Below are 15,711 nucleotides of genomic sequence, written 5' to 3'. Positions count from 1 at the left end.
CTTGCGCAACCGGCTTTGCCGTCTGCGTCGCTGCGTATTTCGTTGCAGCGAAGAAGCGAGAGTATGTAGCGTTTCCTGCTTCGCGTCAACTGGTTTGTCGATTTATTTTTCAGACCGACCAACCTGCTGACTTCCTCTCACCTTCCCCGCTTGCTACCCACAAACCCGCGCCAGCGCTGCGTTTCCGCCTGCTGCTGTCTTCGGTTTGTGTTGCGAGGGGGCGAATATTAGTCCCGTTTTCATCGTTGTGCAACATGTCCGTGAAAACCCTACGCCACCCTCGGGTATTCCCTGACCTGTCCGGTCAGCGGTGCTTGAAATCGGGGCTGCGTTTCTCGACGAAGGCGGCCATGCCTTCCTTCTGGTCTTCCGTCGCGAACGTCGCATGGAACAGGCGGCGCTCGAAGTGGACGCCTTCGGCCAGCGATGTCTCGTAGGCGGCGTTGACGGACTCCTTGATCATCATGACGACGGGCAGCGAATAGCCGGCGATGGCCTCCGCCGCGCCGATGGCTTCGTCGAGCAGTTTGTCGGCGGGCACGATGCGCGACACCAGCCCCGCGCGTTCGGCTTCGGCCGCGTCCATCATGCGCGCGCTGAGGCACAGGTCCATCGCTTTGGCTTTGGACACCGCCCGCGGCAGGCGCTGCGTGCCGCCCGCGCCGGGCATGGTGCCGAGCTTCACTTCGGGCTGGCCGAACTTTGCGGTGTCCGCGGCGATGATGATGTCGCACATCATCGCGAGCTCGCAGCCGCCGCCGAGCGCGTAGCCGCCCACTGCGGCGATGACTGGCTTGCGGATGCGGCGAATGGTTTCCCAATTACGCGTGATGTAGTCGCCCTTGTACACGTCCATGAACGAATACTTGGCCATCATGCCGATGTCCGCCCCCGCCGCGAACGCGCGTTCGCTGCCCGTGATGACGATGCAGCCTACCCCCTCGTCCTGGTCGAACGCCGTCAGCGCGGCGCCGAGTTCATCCATCAGCGCGTCGTTGAGCGCGTTCAGGGCCTTGGGGCGGTTCAGGGTCACGATTCCGACGCGGCCGCGCGTTTCCACGAGGATGTTCTCGTACGACATGTCTGCTCCTTCGTTGTTGGGGTATTCCGTGCAGCTTGGAGTGTAAAGGGCATAGACTCGTGCTTGCAGCACATCGAGGAGCACACCATGTCACGCCTGATGCTGACGAACGTCGATCCCGATGCGACCGACGACGATATTCACGCGTTTCTCCGCAAGTACGGCCTGCCCGATTCCAACATCCTGGAACACCTCGAGGGCGACGGCTCGCGCCCTTCCGTCGTGCTGACCTACGACGACGTCGATGCCGAGACCCTCCATAAATTCGCCGAACGGATCCACCACATGTTCTGGCGCGGCAGGGAACTCGTGGCGGACGTCATGCATGATCGCTTTGCCTGAGCCCTCGGCATTGGGGTTAGTGCCTATATTTCCCGACCGCTTGGTCGGTTAATTTTCAAGGCGATGCCCGGGAGACCCTATGCCTTCGTCGCAAGCCGCTGTCCGTTCGTCCATCGATACCGGTCCTATCCTGCTGCAGTGGCACGGCGACGTCGCCGCGGTCACGCTCAACCGGCCTGACAAACTCAACAGCTTCACGCGCGCAATGCATGAGGCGTTGCGTGGCGCGCTCGATCGGGTGGAGGCAGGTGGCGCGCGGGCGCTGCTGCTCACCGGCGCGGGGCGGGGCTTTTGCGCGGGGCAGGATCTCGCGGACCTCGATTTCACGCCGGGCAGCGCGACCGACCTGGGCACGCTCATCGACGACCACTTCAATCCGCTCGTGCGGCGGCTGCAGGCGATGTCACTCCCCGTGATCGCCGCCGTCAATGGCACCGCGGCCGGTGCGGGGGCGAACCTCGCGCTGGCGTGCGACATCGTGATCGCCGCGCGGTCGGCCAGCTTCATTCAGGCGTTCGTGAAGATCGGACTCGTGCCGGACTCGGGCGGCACATGGTTCCTGCCACAGCGCGTCGGCATGGCGCGCGCGCTCGGACTGGCGATGACGGGCAACAAGCTTTCGGCCGAGGAAGCCGAGAAGTGGGGGCTGATCTGGGAAGCGCTCGACGACCCGCTGCTGCACGAGCAGGCGCTCGCGCTGGCCACGCAACTGGCATCGCAGCCCACGCGCGCGCTCGCGGCCATCAAGCAGTCGATGCGCGCGGGCCTCACCAACACGCTGGACACGCAGCTCGATCTCGAGCGCGACCTGCAGCGCGATCTCGGACGCTCGCACGACTACACCGAGGGGGTGAATGCGTTCCTCGAAAAGCGCGCGCCGCGTTTCACGGGAGAGTAAGCCGATATGAGCAGCGATGCGCAGGCACTGGCCGATGCCGCGGCCGCCGCGATGTTCGAGGCCGATGCATGCAGCCGATGGCTCGGCATGGTGGTCGAGGCGGTGCGCCCGGGCTACGCGCGGCTGTCGATGGCGATCCGGCCCGAATTCCTCAATGGCCATGGCACCTGCCACGGTGGGTTGATGTTCACGCTCGCCGATTCGGCATTTGCGTTCGCGTGCAACAGCCATAACGTGAATACCGTCGCGGCCGGCTGCAGCGTCGAGTTCCTCCGGCCTGTGCAGGGGGGCGATACGTTGACCGCCGAGGCCGTCGAGCAGGTTCTCTCGGGGCGGCATGGTGTCTATGACGTGCGGGTGACGAACCTTGCCGGCGAGCCGGTGGCGATGTTTCGCGGCAAGTCCGCGCAGATTCGCGGACACGTCGTGCCGCCCTCCAATCCCTGAGAGGAGAATGTCATGCGCCCCGCCCCCAGCGCGTTCCAGACCGATCTGCCGCTCGAACCGGTCGAGTCCGCGAGCGTGCAGGCCCTGCAGGACCTGCAGCTCGAGCGGCTCCAATGGTCGCTGCGCCATGCCTATGACAACTCGCCCGTCTATCGGCGCAAGTTCGACGAGGCCGGCGTGCATCCGGATCGTGTGACCTCGCTGGCGGACCTCGCGCGGTTTCCGTTCACGACGAAGCAGGACCTGCGCGACCACTATCCGTTCGGGATGTTCGCGGTGCCGCAGGATCGCATTGCGCGCATCCATGCCTCGTCGGGAACGACCGGCAAGCCTACCGTCGTCGGCTATACGCTCCGCGACATCGAAACGTGGGCGACCGTGATGGCGCGCTCGATCCGCGCATCGGGAGCGCGGCGCGGCGACAAGGTACACGTGAGCTACGGCTACGGGCTCTTCACGGGCGGGCTCGGTGCGCATTACGGCGTGGAGCGATGCGGGCTGACGGCCATTCCGTTCGGCGGCGGGCAGACCGAGCGGCAGGTGCAGCTGATCCTCGACTTTCGCCCCGACATCATCATGGTGACGCCGAGCTACATGCTCGCCATCGCCGACGAACTCGAGCGGCAGGGTATCGACCCAGCGGACACCTCGCTACGCCTGGGCATCTTCGGCGCGGAGCCGTGGACGCCGGAGATGCGGCGGGCGATCGAGAAGCGCCTCGGCATCTCGGCCGTGGATATCTATGGACTTTCGGAAGTCATGGGTCCGGGCGTGGCGAACGAGTGCGCCGAGACCAAGGACGGCCCCACGATCTGGGAGGACCATTTCTATCCCGAGATCATCGATCCCGATACCGGCGCGGTCCTGCCCGATGGCGAGTTCGGCGAGCTGGTGTTCACGTCGCTGACGAAAGAGGCAATGCCCGTGATCCGCTATCGGACGCGCGACCTCACTCGGCTGTTGCCCGGCACGGCGCGGCCGGCGTTTCGGCGGATGGAGAAGGTGACCGGGCGCGCGGACGACATGATGATCGTGCGCGGGGTCAATGTGTTTCCGTCGCAGATCGAGGAACTGATCCTGCGCCATGCGGAACTGGCGCCGCACTACCAGTGCGTGCTCGGCAAGGAAGGACCGCTGGACACGCTGACGGTGCGCGTCGAATGCGCGCAGGGGGCGAGTCCGGCCGATGCTGCCGGCGCGCGAACGGCGCTCGCGCACGACATCAAGGCCTATATCGGCGTGAGCGCGGCGATCGACGTGCTGCCCGTGGGCGGGATCGAGCGGTCGGTCGGCAAGGCGCGGCGCATCATCGACCAACGCGTCGACCAACGCGTCGATCAGCGTCCGCGCTGAGCCGCCGCCTGCCTCAGCTCCGAGGCATCAGCACCCACATGCGGCCGCCCTGCTTCATGCGGCCCGCCGTCTCCCCGGCGGCATCGCCCGCGCCCCAGAAGAAGTCCGCGCGCACGCCGCCGCGGATCGCCGAGCCCGTGTCCTGCGCGAACATCAGGCGCTGGATCGGTTCGGTCGAGAGCGGCCGCGTCGTCGACAGGAAGACCGGCACGCCCAGCGGAATCGTGGCCGGGTCCACCGCGATCGAGCGCTCGGCCGTCAGCGGCACGCCCAGCGCGCCCACCGGACCTTCGTTGGTCGGCGGCAGTTCGCGGAAGAACACGAAGCGCGGATTGACGTTGAGCATTTCCTCCACGCGGGAGGGGTTGGCGCGCGCCCAGGCCTTGATGCCCTGCATCGTGGCCTGCACGGGCGTGATTTCGCCCCGGTCCAGCAGCCATTTGCCGATCGAGCGGAACGGCTGGTCGTTGGTGCCGCCAAACCCGACGCGCATCATCGTGCCGTCCGGCAGGCGGATGCGGCCCGAACCCTGGATCTGAAGGAAGGCCGCTTCCACGGCGTCATCGACCCACACGAGTTCGTTGCCGCGCATGGCCGGGTTCTGCATCAGCTCGCCGCGCGCGGGCAGCGGCCCCTTGCCCATCGACGGGGGGCGCCGGTAGAGCGGGATCTGATACTGGCCCTGACGCGTGCGCGAGCCATGGAGGATCGGTTCGTAGTAGCCCGTGATCAGGCCACTATCCGTGCCGTCGCCGTTGACCACGCGGTACGGCTGGAAGTTGGTTTCGAAAAACTGGCGCATCGCGGGCAGGTCGCCCGCATCGACCATGATGCCGACCGAGCAGACGCGGTTCCAGTCCGGGCGCTTCTTGAGCGCCTGACAGCTGGCGAGCAAGGCGGGCCATGCCGCGCGGACGTCGTCCTGGCTCCAGCCGCCCACTTCGCTCCAGCTCACCGGCTGCAGACGACCGGCCGTGGCCGACGTCGCTGGCGGCGGGGCGCTGGTGCTGCCCGGGATGCCAGCGGCCGTGCCGCCGGGGCCCTGCACGCGCGGCGGCGGGCCGCTCGAGCAGCCGGCGAGCCAGATGGCCACGCCGGCCATCGCGGCCCAGCCGAGGCGGCGCCAGTTCATCGTTCGCGTATGGCGGCCCGGCGCGGGCGCTGTCATTACCTGAGTTGTCATCTGTGATCGAAGCCGTATCTCATACAATCGTGGTCAGCCATACCTGACGACTATTTTGCGCATGGGTTCCCGATGAGCCAGTTCCTGTCAGACCATCCGATGCTCGTATTCGCGCTGGAAGCCGGCGCGGCGCTCTTCCTGCTGGTGTTCATCGTGGTCTGGACCATGGGCACCGCGAAGAAGAACCCGCGGCCCACGCGCGCGCCCGACGATCATCCGTCGCGCAACGCTGGCGCCCGACCGGCAGCGGAGCCGACCGAAGGCAACAAGGGCGAGGCGCGCGAACCGTGAGAACCCTGCCCTCTGGTCAGTGGAGCATGCGCGGGAGTACCAGCGCGAACTCGGGGATGGGCACTTCGAAGCGGTGGCCGTCCTCGGCCACGCAGAAGTATTCGCCCTTCATCGAACCGACCGGCGTGGAGATCGTGGCCCAGCTCGTGTACTCGAAGTGCTCGCCCGGTTTCAACAGCGGCTGATGGCCGACCACGCCCAGACCGGAGACTTCCTGCGACGCGTTGTCGCTGTCGGTGATCACCCAGTGGCGCGAGATCAGCTGCGCGGCCACCTCGCCGGTGTTCTGGATGTGGATGGTGTAGGCGAAGGCGTAGCGCCCACGCTCGGGATCCGACTGGTCGGACAGGTACTGGGTACGTACCGTCACGGAAAATGCGTACTCGCTCATTGTCGGCGGGCTCTGGTGGCTTCGGCTCGGAAGTTTGCGGGAGGCCCCTGGCGGCGATGCCACGGGCCGGGTGACCGCATTGTGCGGCAAGGCCCCGGCAGCGGCAAGCGGCCCGACCAGCGTAGAATATGCGGCTCGTCTCAGCCCCTGCGCACCGCCCCCACACCGTCATGACCACCTATCGCATCGCCCCGTCCATCCTCTCCGCCGACTTTGCCCGCCTGGGCGAGGAAGTTCGCCGTGTGACCGAGGCGGGCGCGGACTGGATCCATTTCGACGTGATGGACAACCATTACGTCCCCAACCTGACCGTTGGCCCGCTGGTCTGCGAGGCCATCCGCCCGCACGTGACCGCGCCCATCGACGTGCACCTGATGGTGCGCCCGGTGGATCGGATCATCCCCGACTTCGCCAAGGCCGGCGCCAATATCATCACGTTTCACCCGGAAGCCAGCGAGCACGTCGATCGTTCGCTCGCGCTGATCCGCGACAACGGCTGCCAGGCTGGCCTCGTGTTCAATCCCGCCACGCCGCTGCACCATCTGGACCACGTGATGGACCGCCTCGACGTGATTCTGCTGATGTCCGTGAACCCCGGCTTCGGCGGCCAGTCATTCATTCCCGAGACGCTGAACAAGCTGCGCGCGGTGCGTGCCCGCATCGACGCCTACGCCGAGCGCACGGGCCGGAAGATCCTGCTGGAAGTGGATGGCGGCGTGAAGGTGGATAACATCGCCGAGATCGCGGCGGCGGGCGCGGATACGTTCGTGGCGGGCTCGGCCGTGTTCGGCAAGCCGGATGCCGATGGCGGCTATCGCGGCATCATCGGCGCGTTGCGCGACCAGCTGGCCACGGTGGGCGCGAAGGCTGGCCAATGAGTGGTGCAACAACGAACGTCGCACCAATGAGCGTCGAAATCCTGCGCCGCACCGACTGGAGCGGCATTCAAGGCGTGATCGTCGATCTCGACGGCACGATGGTCGATACCGCCGGTGACTTCCACGCCGCCATCAACGCGATGCTGCTGGCACTCGCGCACGCCCATCCGGAGCTCGGGCCCGTGGAGCCGATGTCCGCGCAGGCGATCGTCAGTTTCGTCGGCAAGGGCTCCGAGAACCTGATCCGGCGCGTGCTCGAGACACGCCTGCCGCAGCAGGCCACAGCACTGTTCGACGAGGCCTATGACCTCTACGACCGCGAATATGTCCGCATCAACGGCCAGTTCTCGTCGGTCTACCCGAACGTGCGCGAAGGGCTGGCGGCGCTGAAGGCGGCCGGGTTGCGGCTCGCCTGCGTCACGAACAAGCCGGAGAACTTCACTACGCCGCTGCTCGCGCGCACCGGGCTGGACCAGTATTTCGAGCTCGTCTACGGCGGCGACGCGTTCGCGCTGCGCAAGCCGGATCCGTACCCGCTGCTGCAGGTGGCGCAGGCTTTCCGGCTGGCGCCCTCGGCAATGCTGGCCATCGGCGACTCGGAAAACGACGCGCGCGCCGCGCGGGCGGCGGGCATCGGTGTGCTGTTGATGCCATATGGCTACAACCATGGCAACCCTGTACAAGGCGTCGACGCCGATGGTATAGTCCCCGACATTGCGCGCGTCGCGGCCATCCTTGCCGCACAGCGCTGATTCCCGTCGAAAAGAACATCAATGTTCGTCAACCGCAAACGCATCTCTTCTGGCAGTGATCGGCAGGCCTGGCCCTGGCGTCGCTGGCACGCCTCCATCCAGGCGTAAGGTGCGTTCGCGAGTCTCCTGACATTTCCAGCAGATCCCATCCTGCCGCACCGTAATGCAGGGCCGCCCATCCCGGGCGCCTGTGCTACGGTTAGCTCCACGAACGCGCCGCACGCCACCCCGAGCCGTGTGCGCCCTTGTCCGCAAGCCATCGTCACACGGTCCATACCCCCGGGGCGGATCCGTGCTTCCATGCATCCGCCTCTTGCCGACATCGCGGTGCCGCGTCCCCACCTGTCCTCGACGGGTGCCGCAAGCAGAGGATCGACATGACAGAACTCGAATTCAAATCGCTGGCCGATCAGGGCTACAACCGCATTCCGCTGATCGCCGAGGCACTGGCCGACCTGGAAACGCCGCTGTCGCTATACCTGAAGCTGGCCCAGTCGCAGACGCGCGGCGTCAATACATTTCTGCTGGAATCGGTGGTCGGCGGCGAACGCTTCGGCCGCTATTCGTTCATCGGCCTGCATGCGCGCACGCTGCTGCGCGCCTACGGCGAGCGCGTGGAAGTGGTCACCGACGGCAAGGTCGTCGAGACCCATGAAGGCAATGCGCTCGATTTCATCGCGACGTTCGAGAGCCGCTTCAAGGTCGCGCTGCGGCCCGGCCTGCCACGGTTCTGCGGCGGTCTGGCCGGTTACTTTGGCTACGACGCGGTGCGGTATATCGAGAAGACGCTGGCCGGCGTGCAGAAGCCCGACGACCTGAACCTGCCCGATATCCAGCTGCTGTTGTGCGAGGAGCTGGCCGTCATCGACAACCTGTCGGGCAAGCTCTACCTGATCGTCTACGCCGATCCGACCACGCCGGAAGCCTATTCCCGCGCGCGTCAGCGCCTGCGCGAGCTACGCATGAAGCTGCGCCAGCCCGTGGACGTTCCCGTGACGAGCCCCTCCGTGCAGACCGAGGTCTACCGCGAGTTCGAGAAGGCCGATTACCTGTCCGCCGTGCACAAGGCCAAGGAATACATCATGGCCGGCGACATGATGCAGGTGCAGATCGGCCAGCGGCTGATGAAGCCGTACCGCGATGCCCCGCTCTCGCTGTACCGCGCGCTGCGTTCGCTGAACCCCTCGCCGTACATGTACTTCTACAACTTCGGCGACTTCCAGGTGGTCGGCGCTTCCCCCGAGATCCTCGTGCGGCAGGAAACCCGCAAGGTAGAAGCGGAAAGCGAGCGCGTGGTCACGATCCGTCCGCTGGCCGGCACGCGTCCCCGCGGCAATACGCCCGAGCGCGATGCCCAGCTGGCGACGGAACTGCTCAACGATCCGAAGGAGATTGCCGAGCACGTGATGCTGATCGACCTCGCCCGCAACGACATCGGCCGCATCGCCGAGATCGGCTCGGTCAAGGTCACCGACAAGATGGTCATCGAGAAGTATTCGCACGTGCAGCATATCGTGAGCTCGGTGGAAGGCACGCTGCGCGAAGGCATGACGAACCTGGACGTGCTGCGCGCAACGTTCCCCGCCGGCACGCTGTCGGGCGCGCCCAAGGTGCGCGCGATGGAGATCATCGACGAACTGGAACCTCGCAAGCGCGGCATCTACGGCGGCGCGGTGGGCTATCTCTCCTTCGGCGGCGAGATGGACCTCGCGATCGCGATCCGCACGGGCATCATCAAGGACGGCAATCTCTATGTGCAGGCGGCAGCGGGCATCGTTGCCGATTCGGATCCCGAATCCGAATGGAAAGAGACCGAGGCGAAGGCGCGCGCCGTGATCCGCGCTGCCGAACAAGTCCAGGACGGCCTGGACACCGAGCTCTGAACCGGACAGGAGAATTGCCATGCTGCTGATGATCGACAACTACGATTCGTTCACCTACAACCTGGTGCAGTACTTCGGCGAGCTCGGCGAAGACGTGCGCACCTATCGCAACGACGAGATCACGATCGAGGAGATCGAGACGCTGAAGCCCGACCATATCGTCGTGTCGCCGGGACCGTGCAGCCCGCGCGAGGCCGGCATCTCGATCGAAGTGCTGAAGCATTTCGCGGGCAAGGTGCCGCTGCTGGGCGTGTGCCTGGGCCATCAGGCCATCGGCGACGCGTTCGGCGGCAAGGTGATCCGCGCCAAGCAGGTGATGCACGGCAAGGTCAGCACGATCGAAACCACGCAGGAGGGTGTGTTCGCCAATCTGCCCAGGCACTTCGACGTGACGCGCTATCATTCGCTGGCCATCGAGCGCGAGACCCTGCCCGATTGCCTGGAAGTCACCGCATGGACGCCCGATGGCGAGATCATGGGCGTGCGGCACAAGACGCTGGCCGTCGAGGGGGTGCAGTTCCATCCGGAGTCGATCCTCTCGGAACACGGCCACGCACTACTGGCCAACTTCCTCAAGACGCCGGTCGGCGGTAAAGACCGATGAGGCGGCTCGACACGCCCGGACTCACCGCCCATCCATCCGAACCCGACACGACGAAGACCGCCATGTCCATCACGCCGCAGGAAGCGCTCACGCGCTGCATCGAACACCGCGAGATCTTTCATGACGAGATGCTGCACCTGATGCGGCAGATCATGCAGGGCCAGATCTCGCCCGTGATGGCGGCGGCCATCCTGACCGGTTTGCGCGTGAAGAAGGAAACCATCGGCGAGATTTCGGCGGCGGCGCAGGTGATGCGCGAGTTCGCGAACAAGGTCCCGGTGGCGGACCGGGAGAACTTTATCGATATCGTCGGCACCGGTGGCGACGGTTCGCATACGTTCAATATCTCCACGGCGTCGATGTTCGTCGCGGCCGCGGCCGGCGCGAAGATCGCCAAGCACGGCAATCGCGGCGTGAGCTCGAAGTCGGGCAGCGCGGACGTGCTCGAGGCGCTCGGCGTCAACATCATGCTGACGCCGGAGCAGGTGGGCGAGTGCATTTCACAGACGGGCATCGGCTTCATGTTCGCGCCGACCCATCATCCGGCCATGAAGAACGTGGCGCCGATCCGCAAGGAAATGGGCGTGCGTACGATCTTCAATATCCTTGGGCCGCTGACCAACCCCGCGGATGCGCCGAACATCCTGATGGGCGTGTTTCATCCTGACCTCGTCGGCATTCAGGTCCGCGTGATGGAGCGCCTGGGCGCGAAGCATGCCATCGTCGTGTATGGCAAGGACGGCATGGACGAGGTGTCGCTGGGCGCCGCCACGATGGTGGGCGAGCTCAAGGACGGCGAGGTGCGCGAGTACGAGATCCATCCCGAGGACTTCGGCTTGTCGATGATCTCCAATCGCGGTCTCAAGGTCGCGGACGCCGCCGAGTCGAAGGAGATGGTGCTCGAGGCGCTGACTAACGTGATCGGCACCCCGCGCGAGATCGTGACGCTGAACGCGGGCACCGCACTGTACGCGGCCAACGTGGCGTCGTCGATCGAGGATGGGATCGGCCGTGCGCGCGAGGCAATCGCCAGTGGCGCCGCCCGGGAGAAGCTCGACCAGTTCGTGCGCGCCACCCAGCAGTTCCGATAAGCCCTCCGCCTCCTATTCGTATTGCCATGTCAGACATCCTGCAAAAAATCCTGGCCGTGAAGGCCGATGAAGTGAACGCCGCGCGCAAGGTACGCGACCTGCCGAGCCTGCGCGCCGAGGCCGAGAGCCTGCGCAACGAAGCCGGCCTGGCGCCGCGCGGCTTCGAGCGCGCGATTCGCGAGAAGATCGCGGCCGGCCATGCGGGCGTGATCGCCGAGGTCAAGAAGGCGTCGCCGTCCAAAGGCGTGCTGCGCGAGAATTTTGTGCCCGAGGCGATTGCAGAGAGCTATGCCACGCACGGCGCGGCCTGCCTGTCCGTGCTCACCGACGTGAACTTCTTCCAGGGTCACGCGGACTTCCTCAAGCGCGCGCGCGGCGCATGCCCGCTGCCGGCGCTGCGCAAGGACTTCATGATCGACCTGTATCAGGTCTATGAGGCGCGCACGTGGGGCGCCGACTGCATCCTGCTGATCGTCGACGCGCTGGATCAGGGTCTGATGGTCGAACTCGAAGCCTGCGCGCACGAACTCGGCATGGACGTGCTCGTGGAAGTGCATGGTCCGGACGAACTCGACCGCGCGTTGCGGCTCAAGACGCCGCTGCTCGGCGTGAACAACCGCAATCTGCGCACGTTCGAGGTGTCGCTCGACAACACGCTCGACCTGCTCCCGCGCATGCCGGCGGAGCGGCTCGTCGTGACGGAGTCCGGCATTCTGGGACCCGACGACGTCAAGCGGATGCGCGAGGCGAATGTGCATGCGTTCCTCGTCGGCGAAGCGTTCATGCGCGCGCCCGAGCCGGGCGTGGAACTCGCGCGCCTGTTCGCCTGAGCCCGGGCTGCACTCATGGGTCGGGAGATCGAGCTCAAACTGTCGGTGCCCGACGACGCGCTGGCCGCGGTGTCGGGATGGCTGGACCAGCATGGCGAGGGGCATGGCGAAGTGACCATGCTCAACGTCTACCTCGACACGTCGTCGCGCGACCTTGCGCGCGCGCGGGCCGCGTTGCGGCTGCGCCGGAAGGGCACGCAATGGCTGCAGACGCTGAAGACGGTGGGGCATAGCGTGAACGGCATCACCGCGCGCAACGAGTGGGAAACGCCCGTGCCGGGCGAGGCGATCGAGCTGCATCGCTTTCCCGCCGATGCCCGCAAGGTGCTGGCCCCGCTGATGACGCAACTCGGGCCGGTGTTCCGGACCGATTTCGTGCGGCGTTTGTGGATCGTCGAGCAGGATGGCGCCCGCATCGAGGCCGCGCTGGATTCGGGCACGATCCGTGCGCCGGGTGTTGCCGCGGTCGAGCGGATTCAGGAGCTCGAGCTCGAATGGCTCTCCGGTGAGGAAGAGCGGGCCGAGGGGGCATTGCGGGCGCTGGGTGAACGGCTGCGCGCCGTGGCCGCGCTCGAGCCTTCCGACCTGAGCAAGGCCGCGCGTGGTTACCGGCTGACGATGCCCAACTAATCTCTCTCCGCATGCAAGCCGATCTCTTCGCCGCGCCCACGTCCGAACCCCTGTCCCACCCCACCGATGTCGCGTGCCTGCAAGCGCAGGTCGAGGCGCTGCCCGCCGCATGGCGCGCGTTGCTCGCGCCGTGCCTGCAAGGAGCGGGGTGGGACGATTTATGCGGATTCGTCGATGGCGAGCGCGCGGCCGGCAAACCCGTGTTTCCGCACGCGGTCTTCCACGCGCTGCATCTGACGCCGCCCGAGGCGGTGCAGGTAGTGATCCTCGGGCAGGACCCCTATCACGGCACCGGCACGGTCGGCGGCGCGGAAGTGCCGCAAGCCCATGGGCTCGCGTTCTCGGTGCCGGAAGGCGTCAAGGTGCCGCCGAGCCTGCGCAACATCTTCAAGGAAATCGCCGCCGAATATGGCACCGAGGGAGTCCGTGGCTCGGGCAATCTCGAAGGCTGGGCGCGTCAGGGCGTGCTGCTGCTGAACACCGTGTTGACAGTCGAGCAGGGACAGGCGGCGAGTCATGCCAGGCGCGGCTGGGAGGCGGTGACCGATTGCCTGATCCGCGCGCTGGCGGCCACGCGGCCGAATCTCGTGTTCATGCTGTGGGGCAGCCATGCGCAGGCCAAGCGTGCGCTGCTGGCAGGTAATGACCATTGCGTGCTCGAAGCCCCGCATCCGTCGCCGCTGTCGGCGCATCGCGGCTTTCTCGGTTGCGGCCACTTCCGCAAGGCCAACGATTTTTTGGCCGCGCAGGGGCGGCCCGGGATCGATTGGCTGGCCAGCTGACGCTACCCGGCCCCTCAGGCGGTCGGCAGCCAGTCGAACCGGTCGAAGCGGTCGACGCTGCCCTCCCCGGTCTTCGCGTCCACGCGCGAGACCCGCGCGGCGGGCGGCCCGTGCTGCATCCATTCGCGCAAGGCCTCGAGCCGGTCGATCGGCCCGGCGGCCATGACTTCGACGGTGCCGTCGGTCCGATTGCGGACCCAGCCCGTCAGGCCGAGCGCTGTCGCGCGTTCGAGACAGGCGGCGCGGTAGCCCACGCCCTGGACCACGCCATGCGCGGTCAGATGCCAGATTTCGTGTGTCATCGGGATGTCAGCGCGGTGGTCGATGATCGATGGGATAGTCCGCAGCATACGTCATCGCCCTAGGTAAACTACCTAGCCCGCTCGCGCGTTAGGGGAATGACAACGCGCGCGCCGTGTGCGGCCGACGCTGCTTTCACCGGTCATCGCCTTTCACTGGGCGCGGGCCTGATTCGTTTATCCGGCTCTCCCGAGGGAGAGAACCCACCGGTGCCCGCCCATGCCAACGAACCTCGACCGTACCGCCGCGCCCGGCTACGACGGGCAACTGCTGACCGCGCCGCCGAACCGCTTCGACTTCGCGCTGCTGCCGATCATCCTCGCGGCGATTGTGATCGTCGCCTATACCGCGCAGCAGATGAACGTGCCCTACCACCCCGGCCAGGCGCTGGACGTGCGGCTGGACGTCGCCTATCTGCCCTACTACCTGATGCGCACGAGCATCCGGATGCTGGCGGCGCTCGGTGCGTCGCTGCTGTTCTCGTTCGCGTTCGCGGCGCTGGCGTCCAAGAACCGCACGGCGGAGAAGATTCTCGTTCCCGCGCTCGACATCCTGCAATCGATTCCCGTGCTTGGCTTCCTGTCGATCACGGTCACGGGCTTTATCGCGTTGTTCCCGGGCAGTCTGGCCGGCGTGGAATGCGCGGCGATCTTCGCCATCTTCACGTCGCAGGCCTGGAACATGGCCTTCAGCCTGCACCAGTCGTTCCGCACGATCCCAGGCGATCTGCTCGAAGCCGCGACGATGCTGCGGCTCTCCGCGTGGCAGCGGTTCTGGCGGCTCGAGGTCCCGTACGCCATGCCCGGTTTGCTGTGGAACATGATGATGTCGATGTCGGGCGGCTGGTTTTTCGTCGTCGCCTCCGAGGCGATCTCGGTCTCGGGGCATGACATCCGCCTGCCGGGCATCGGCTCGTATATCGCGCTCGCTATCCAGCAGCAGAACCTGCCTGCCATCGGATGGGCCATCGTGGCGATGCTGGTCGGCATCGTGCTGTACGACCAGCTGCTATTTCGACCGCTGGTTGCGTGGGCCGATCGGTTCCGCTTCGAAACGCTGTCGCAGGACGATGCGCCGCAGTCGTGGGTGCTCAACCTGCTGCGGCGGTCCGCGTGGGTACGAACGCTGCTGAAGGCGACCGCCGCGCTTGCCGGCCGCTCGCTGGCGTGGAGCGCGCGGCATCGGCTGGCGGAAGGCAATGTCCGGCCCGTTGCGGTGTCCGTGCAAGCGGGATGGAAGGATCGCGCGCGCGATGGCGCGATCGTGCTGGTCGCGCTCGTCGCGCTGGGTCGCGTGCTGTGGTTCGTGCATGGCGAGGTCGGCTGGGCGGAGGCCGCGCACGTGTTGTGGCTTGGCGTGTTGACGATGACGCGGGTGATCGTGCTGATCGCGATCGCGGCCGTGATCTGGGTGCCGATCGGCATTCGCATCGGGCTGAATCCCTCGCTTGCGCGCATCGCGCAGCCGATCGCACAGTTTCTTGCGGCGTTTCCGGCGAACCTGATGTTTCCAATTGCGGTGATGGGCATCGTCAAGCTTGGGCTCAATCCCGAGATATGGCTCAGTCCTCTGATGATCTTCGGCACGCAGTGGTACATCCTGTTCAATGTAGTGGCCGGCGCGTCGGGGATTCCGACCGAACTGCGGCTGGCGGCGCGCAATGTCGGATTGCGCGGATGGCTCGTGTGGCGGCGCTTTCTGCTGCCGGCGGTGTTTCCGAGCCTGCTGACGGGGCTGGTCACCGCTGCGGGCGGGTCGTGGAACGCGAGCATCGTGTCCGAGTATGTGACGTGGGGCGATCGGACGCTCGTCGCGACCGGGTTGGGCAGCTATATCGCCGAGATGACCGCGCAGGGGGACTTTCCGCGGATTGCGCTTGGGATCGGCGTGATGGCGTTGTTCGTGGTCGGTTTCAACCGGCTGCTGTGGAACCGGCTGTATGACATTGCGCAGACGCGCAATCGGCTCTAGGCCT

Annotated in this window: 18 protein-coding genes; 14 read left to right on the top strand and 4 right to left on the bottom strand. The window is 66.2% G+C overall.

The features are described 5' to 3' along the window. Positions 1-304 precede the first annotated feature (304 nt). On the bottom strand, positions 305-1,081 hold the full coding sequence (locus KHP16_RS25950) for an enoyl-CoA hydratase (RefSeq protein ID WP_179594820.1): 777 nt from the start codon (positions 1,079-1,081) through the stop codon (positions 305-307). Positions 1,082-1,168: 87 nt separating this feature from the next. Here KHP16_RS25950 and KHP16_RS25945 point away from each other — a divergent pair, with 87 nt between their 5' ends. The 4 genes from KHP16_RS25945 to paaK all read left to right on the top strand — a co-directional run bounded on the left by KHP16_RS25945 (position 1,169) and on the right by paaK (position 4,121). Beyond that, positions 1,169-1,423, top strand: a complete 255-nt coding sequence (locus tag KHP16_RS25945) for an RNA recognition motif domain-containing protein (protein ID WP_109585216.1) — start codon at positions 1,169-1,171, stop codon at positions 1,421-1,423. Between the two features lie 79 nt (positions 1,424-1,502). After that, positions 1,503-2,321, top strand: coding sequence for a 2-(1,2-epoxy-1,2-dihydrophenyl)acetyl-CoA isomerase PaaG (paaG, locus tag KHP16_RS25940; protein WP_109585215.1), 819 nt, complete (start codon positions 1,503-1,505; stop codon positions 2,319-2,321). 6 nt (positions 2,322-2,327) lie between these two features. After that, positions 2,328-2,768 (top strand): hydroxyphenylacetyl-CoA thioesterase PaaI, encoded by a 441-nt coding sequence (gene paaI, locus KHP16_RS25935; protein WP_109585214.1) that lies wholly within the window; start codon positions 2,328-2,330, stop codon positions 2,766-2,768. A 12-nt stretch (positions 2,769-2,780) separates the two neighbouring features. Continuing rightward, a complete protein-coding gene (paaK, locus tag KHP16_RS25930) occupies positions 2,781-4,121 on the top strand; it encodes a phenylacetate--CoA ligase PaaK (protein ID WP_211961425.1) in 1,341 nt (446 codons plus the stop codon). A gap of 13 nt (positions 4,122-4,134) precedes the next feature. Here the strand turns inward: paaK and mltA are convergent, their stop codons facing one another. Next, a complete protein-coding gene (gene mltA, locus KHP16_RS25925; protein WP_179594861.1) occupies positions 4,135-5,289 on the bottom strand; it encodes a murein transglycosylase A in 1,155 nt (384 codons plus the stop codon). Between the two features lie 87 nt (positions 5,290-5,376). Here mltA and KHP16_RS25920 point away from each other — a divergent pair, with 87 nt between their 5' ends. Further along, entirely contained in the window at positions 5,377-5,595 is a 219-nt protein-coding gene (locus KHP16_RS25920) for a hypothetical protein (protein WP_109585211.1), read from the top strand. Positions 5,596-5,611: 16 nt separating this feature from the next. On the opposite strand, the gene apaG is transcribed toward KHP16_RS25920, so the two are convergent. Then, on the bottom strand, positions 5,612-5,986 hold the full coding sequence (gene apaG / locus KHP16_RS25915; protein WP_109585210.1) for a Co2+/Mg2+ efflux protein ApaG: 375 nt from the start codon (positions 5,984-5,986) through the stop codon (positions 5,612-5,614). A 170-nt stretch (positions 5,987-6,156) separates the two neighbouring features. On the opposite strand from apaG, the gene rpe reads away from it, so the two are divergent. The 8 genes from rpe (at position 6,157) to KHP16_RS25875 (ending at position 13,436) form a co-directional block, all read left to right on the top strand. Continuing rightward, positions 6,157-6,864 (top strand): ribulose-phosphate 3-epimerase, encoded by a 708-nt coding sequence (gene rpe, locus KHP16_RS25910; RefSeq protein ID WP_109585209.1) that lies wholly within the window; start codon positions 6,157-6,159, stop codon positions 6,862-6,864. A 26-nt stretch (positions 6,865-6,890) separates the two neighbouring features. Beyond that, the gene (gene gph / locus KHP16_RS25905; protein WP_211961424.1) at positions 6,891-7,616 is read left to right on the top strand and encodes a phosphoglycolate phosphatase; all 726 of its coding nucleotides are present in this window, start codon (positions 6,891-6,893) and stop codon (positions 7,614-7,616) included. Between the two features lie 377 nt (positions 7,617-7,993). Continuing rightward, complete coding sequence (gene trpE, locus KHP16_RS25900) at positions 7,994-9,499, top strand: anthranilate synthase component I (RefSeq protein ID WP_109585207.1); 1,506 nt, start codon at positions 7,994-7,996, stop codon at positions 9,497-9,499. Positions 9,500-9,518: 19 nt separating this feature from the next. Further along, positions 9,519-10,103 carry an aminodeoxychorismate/anthranilate synthase component II gene (locus KHP16_RS25895; protein ID WP_211961423.1) on the top strand — a complete coding sequence of 195 codons (585 nt, stop codon included), beginning with the start codon at positions 9,519-9,521 and terminating at the stop codon, positions 10,101-10,103. 62 nt (positions 10,104-10,165) lie between these two features. Further along, positions 10,166-11,194 carry an anthranilate phosphoribosyltransferase gene (gene trpD / locus KHP16_RS25890; RefSeq protein WP_109585228.1) on the top strand — a complete coding sequence of 343 codons (1,029 nt, stop codon included), beginning with the start codon at positions 10,166-10,168 and terminating at the stop codon, positions 11,192-11,194. A gap of 26 nt (positions 11,195-11,220) precedes the next feature. After that, a complete protein-coding gene (gene trpC, locus KHP16_RS25885; protein WP_211961422.1) occupies positions 11,221-12,024 on the top strand; it encodes an indole-3-glycerol phosphate synthase TrpC in 804 nt (267 codons plus the stop codon). A 15-nt stretch (positions 12,025-12,039) separates the two neighbouring features. Next, positions 12,040-12,654 carry a CYTH domain-containing protein gene (locus KHP16_RS25880; protein ID WP_211961421.1) on the top strand — a complete coding sequence of 205 codons (615 nt, stop codon included), beginning with the start codon at positions 12,040-12,042 and terminating at the stop codon, positions 12,652-12,654. Positions 12,655-12,665: 11 nt separating this feature from the next. Then, a complete protein-coding gene (locus KHP16_RS25875; protein ID WP_115955433.1) occupies positions 12,666-13,436 on the top strand; it encodes a uracil-DNA glycosylase in 771 nt (256 codons plus the stop codon). 14 nt (positions 13,437-13,450) lie between these two features. Here KHP16_RS25875 and KHP16_RS25870 read toward each other — a convergent pair whose 3' ends face one another. Then, positions 13,451-13,738: an acylphosphatase gene (locus KHP16_RS25870; RefSeq protein ID WP_115955561.1), complete on the bottom strand. Its 288-nt coding sequence runs from the start codon at positions 13,736-13,738 to the stop codon at positions 13,451-13,453. A 217-nt stretch (positions 13,739-13,955) separates the two neighbouring features. On the opposite strand from KHP16_RS25870, the gene KHP16_RS25865 reads away from it, so the two are divergent. Beyond that, positions 13,956-15,707, top strand: coding sequence for an ABC transporter permease (locus KHP16_RS25865; RefSeq protein ID WP_211961420.1), 1,752 nt, complete (start codon positions 13,956-13,958; stop codon positions 15,705-15,707). The last annotated feature ends 4 nt before the right edge of the window (positions 15,708-15,711 follow it).

This window comes from Cupriavidus plantarum (assembly GCF_905397285.1).
Taxonomy (GTDB): domain Bacteria; phylum Pseudomonadota; class Gammaproteobacteria; order Burkholderiales; family Burkholderiaceae; genus Cupriavidus; species Cupriavidus plantarum.
This window is presented reverse-complemented; position numbering and strand designations above follow the sequence as displayed.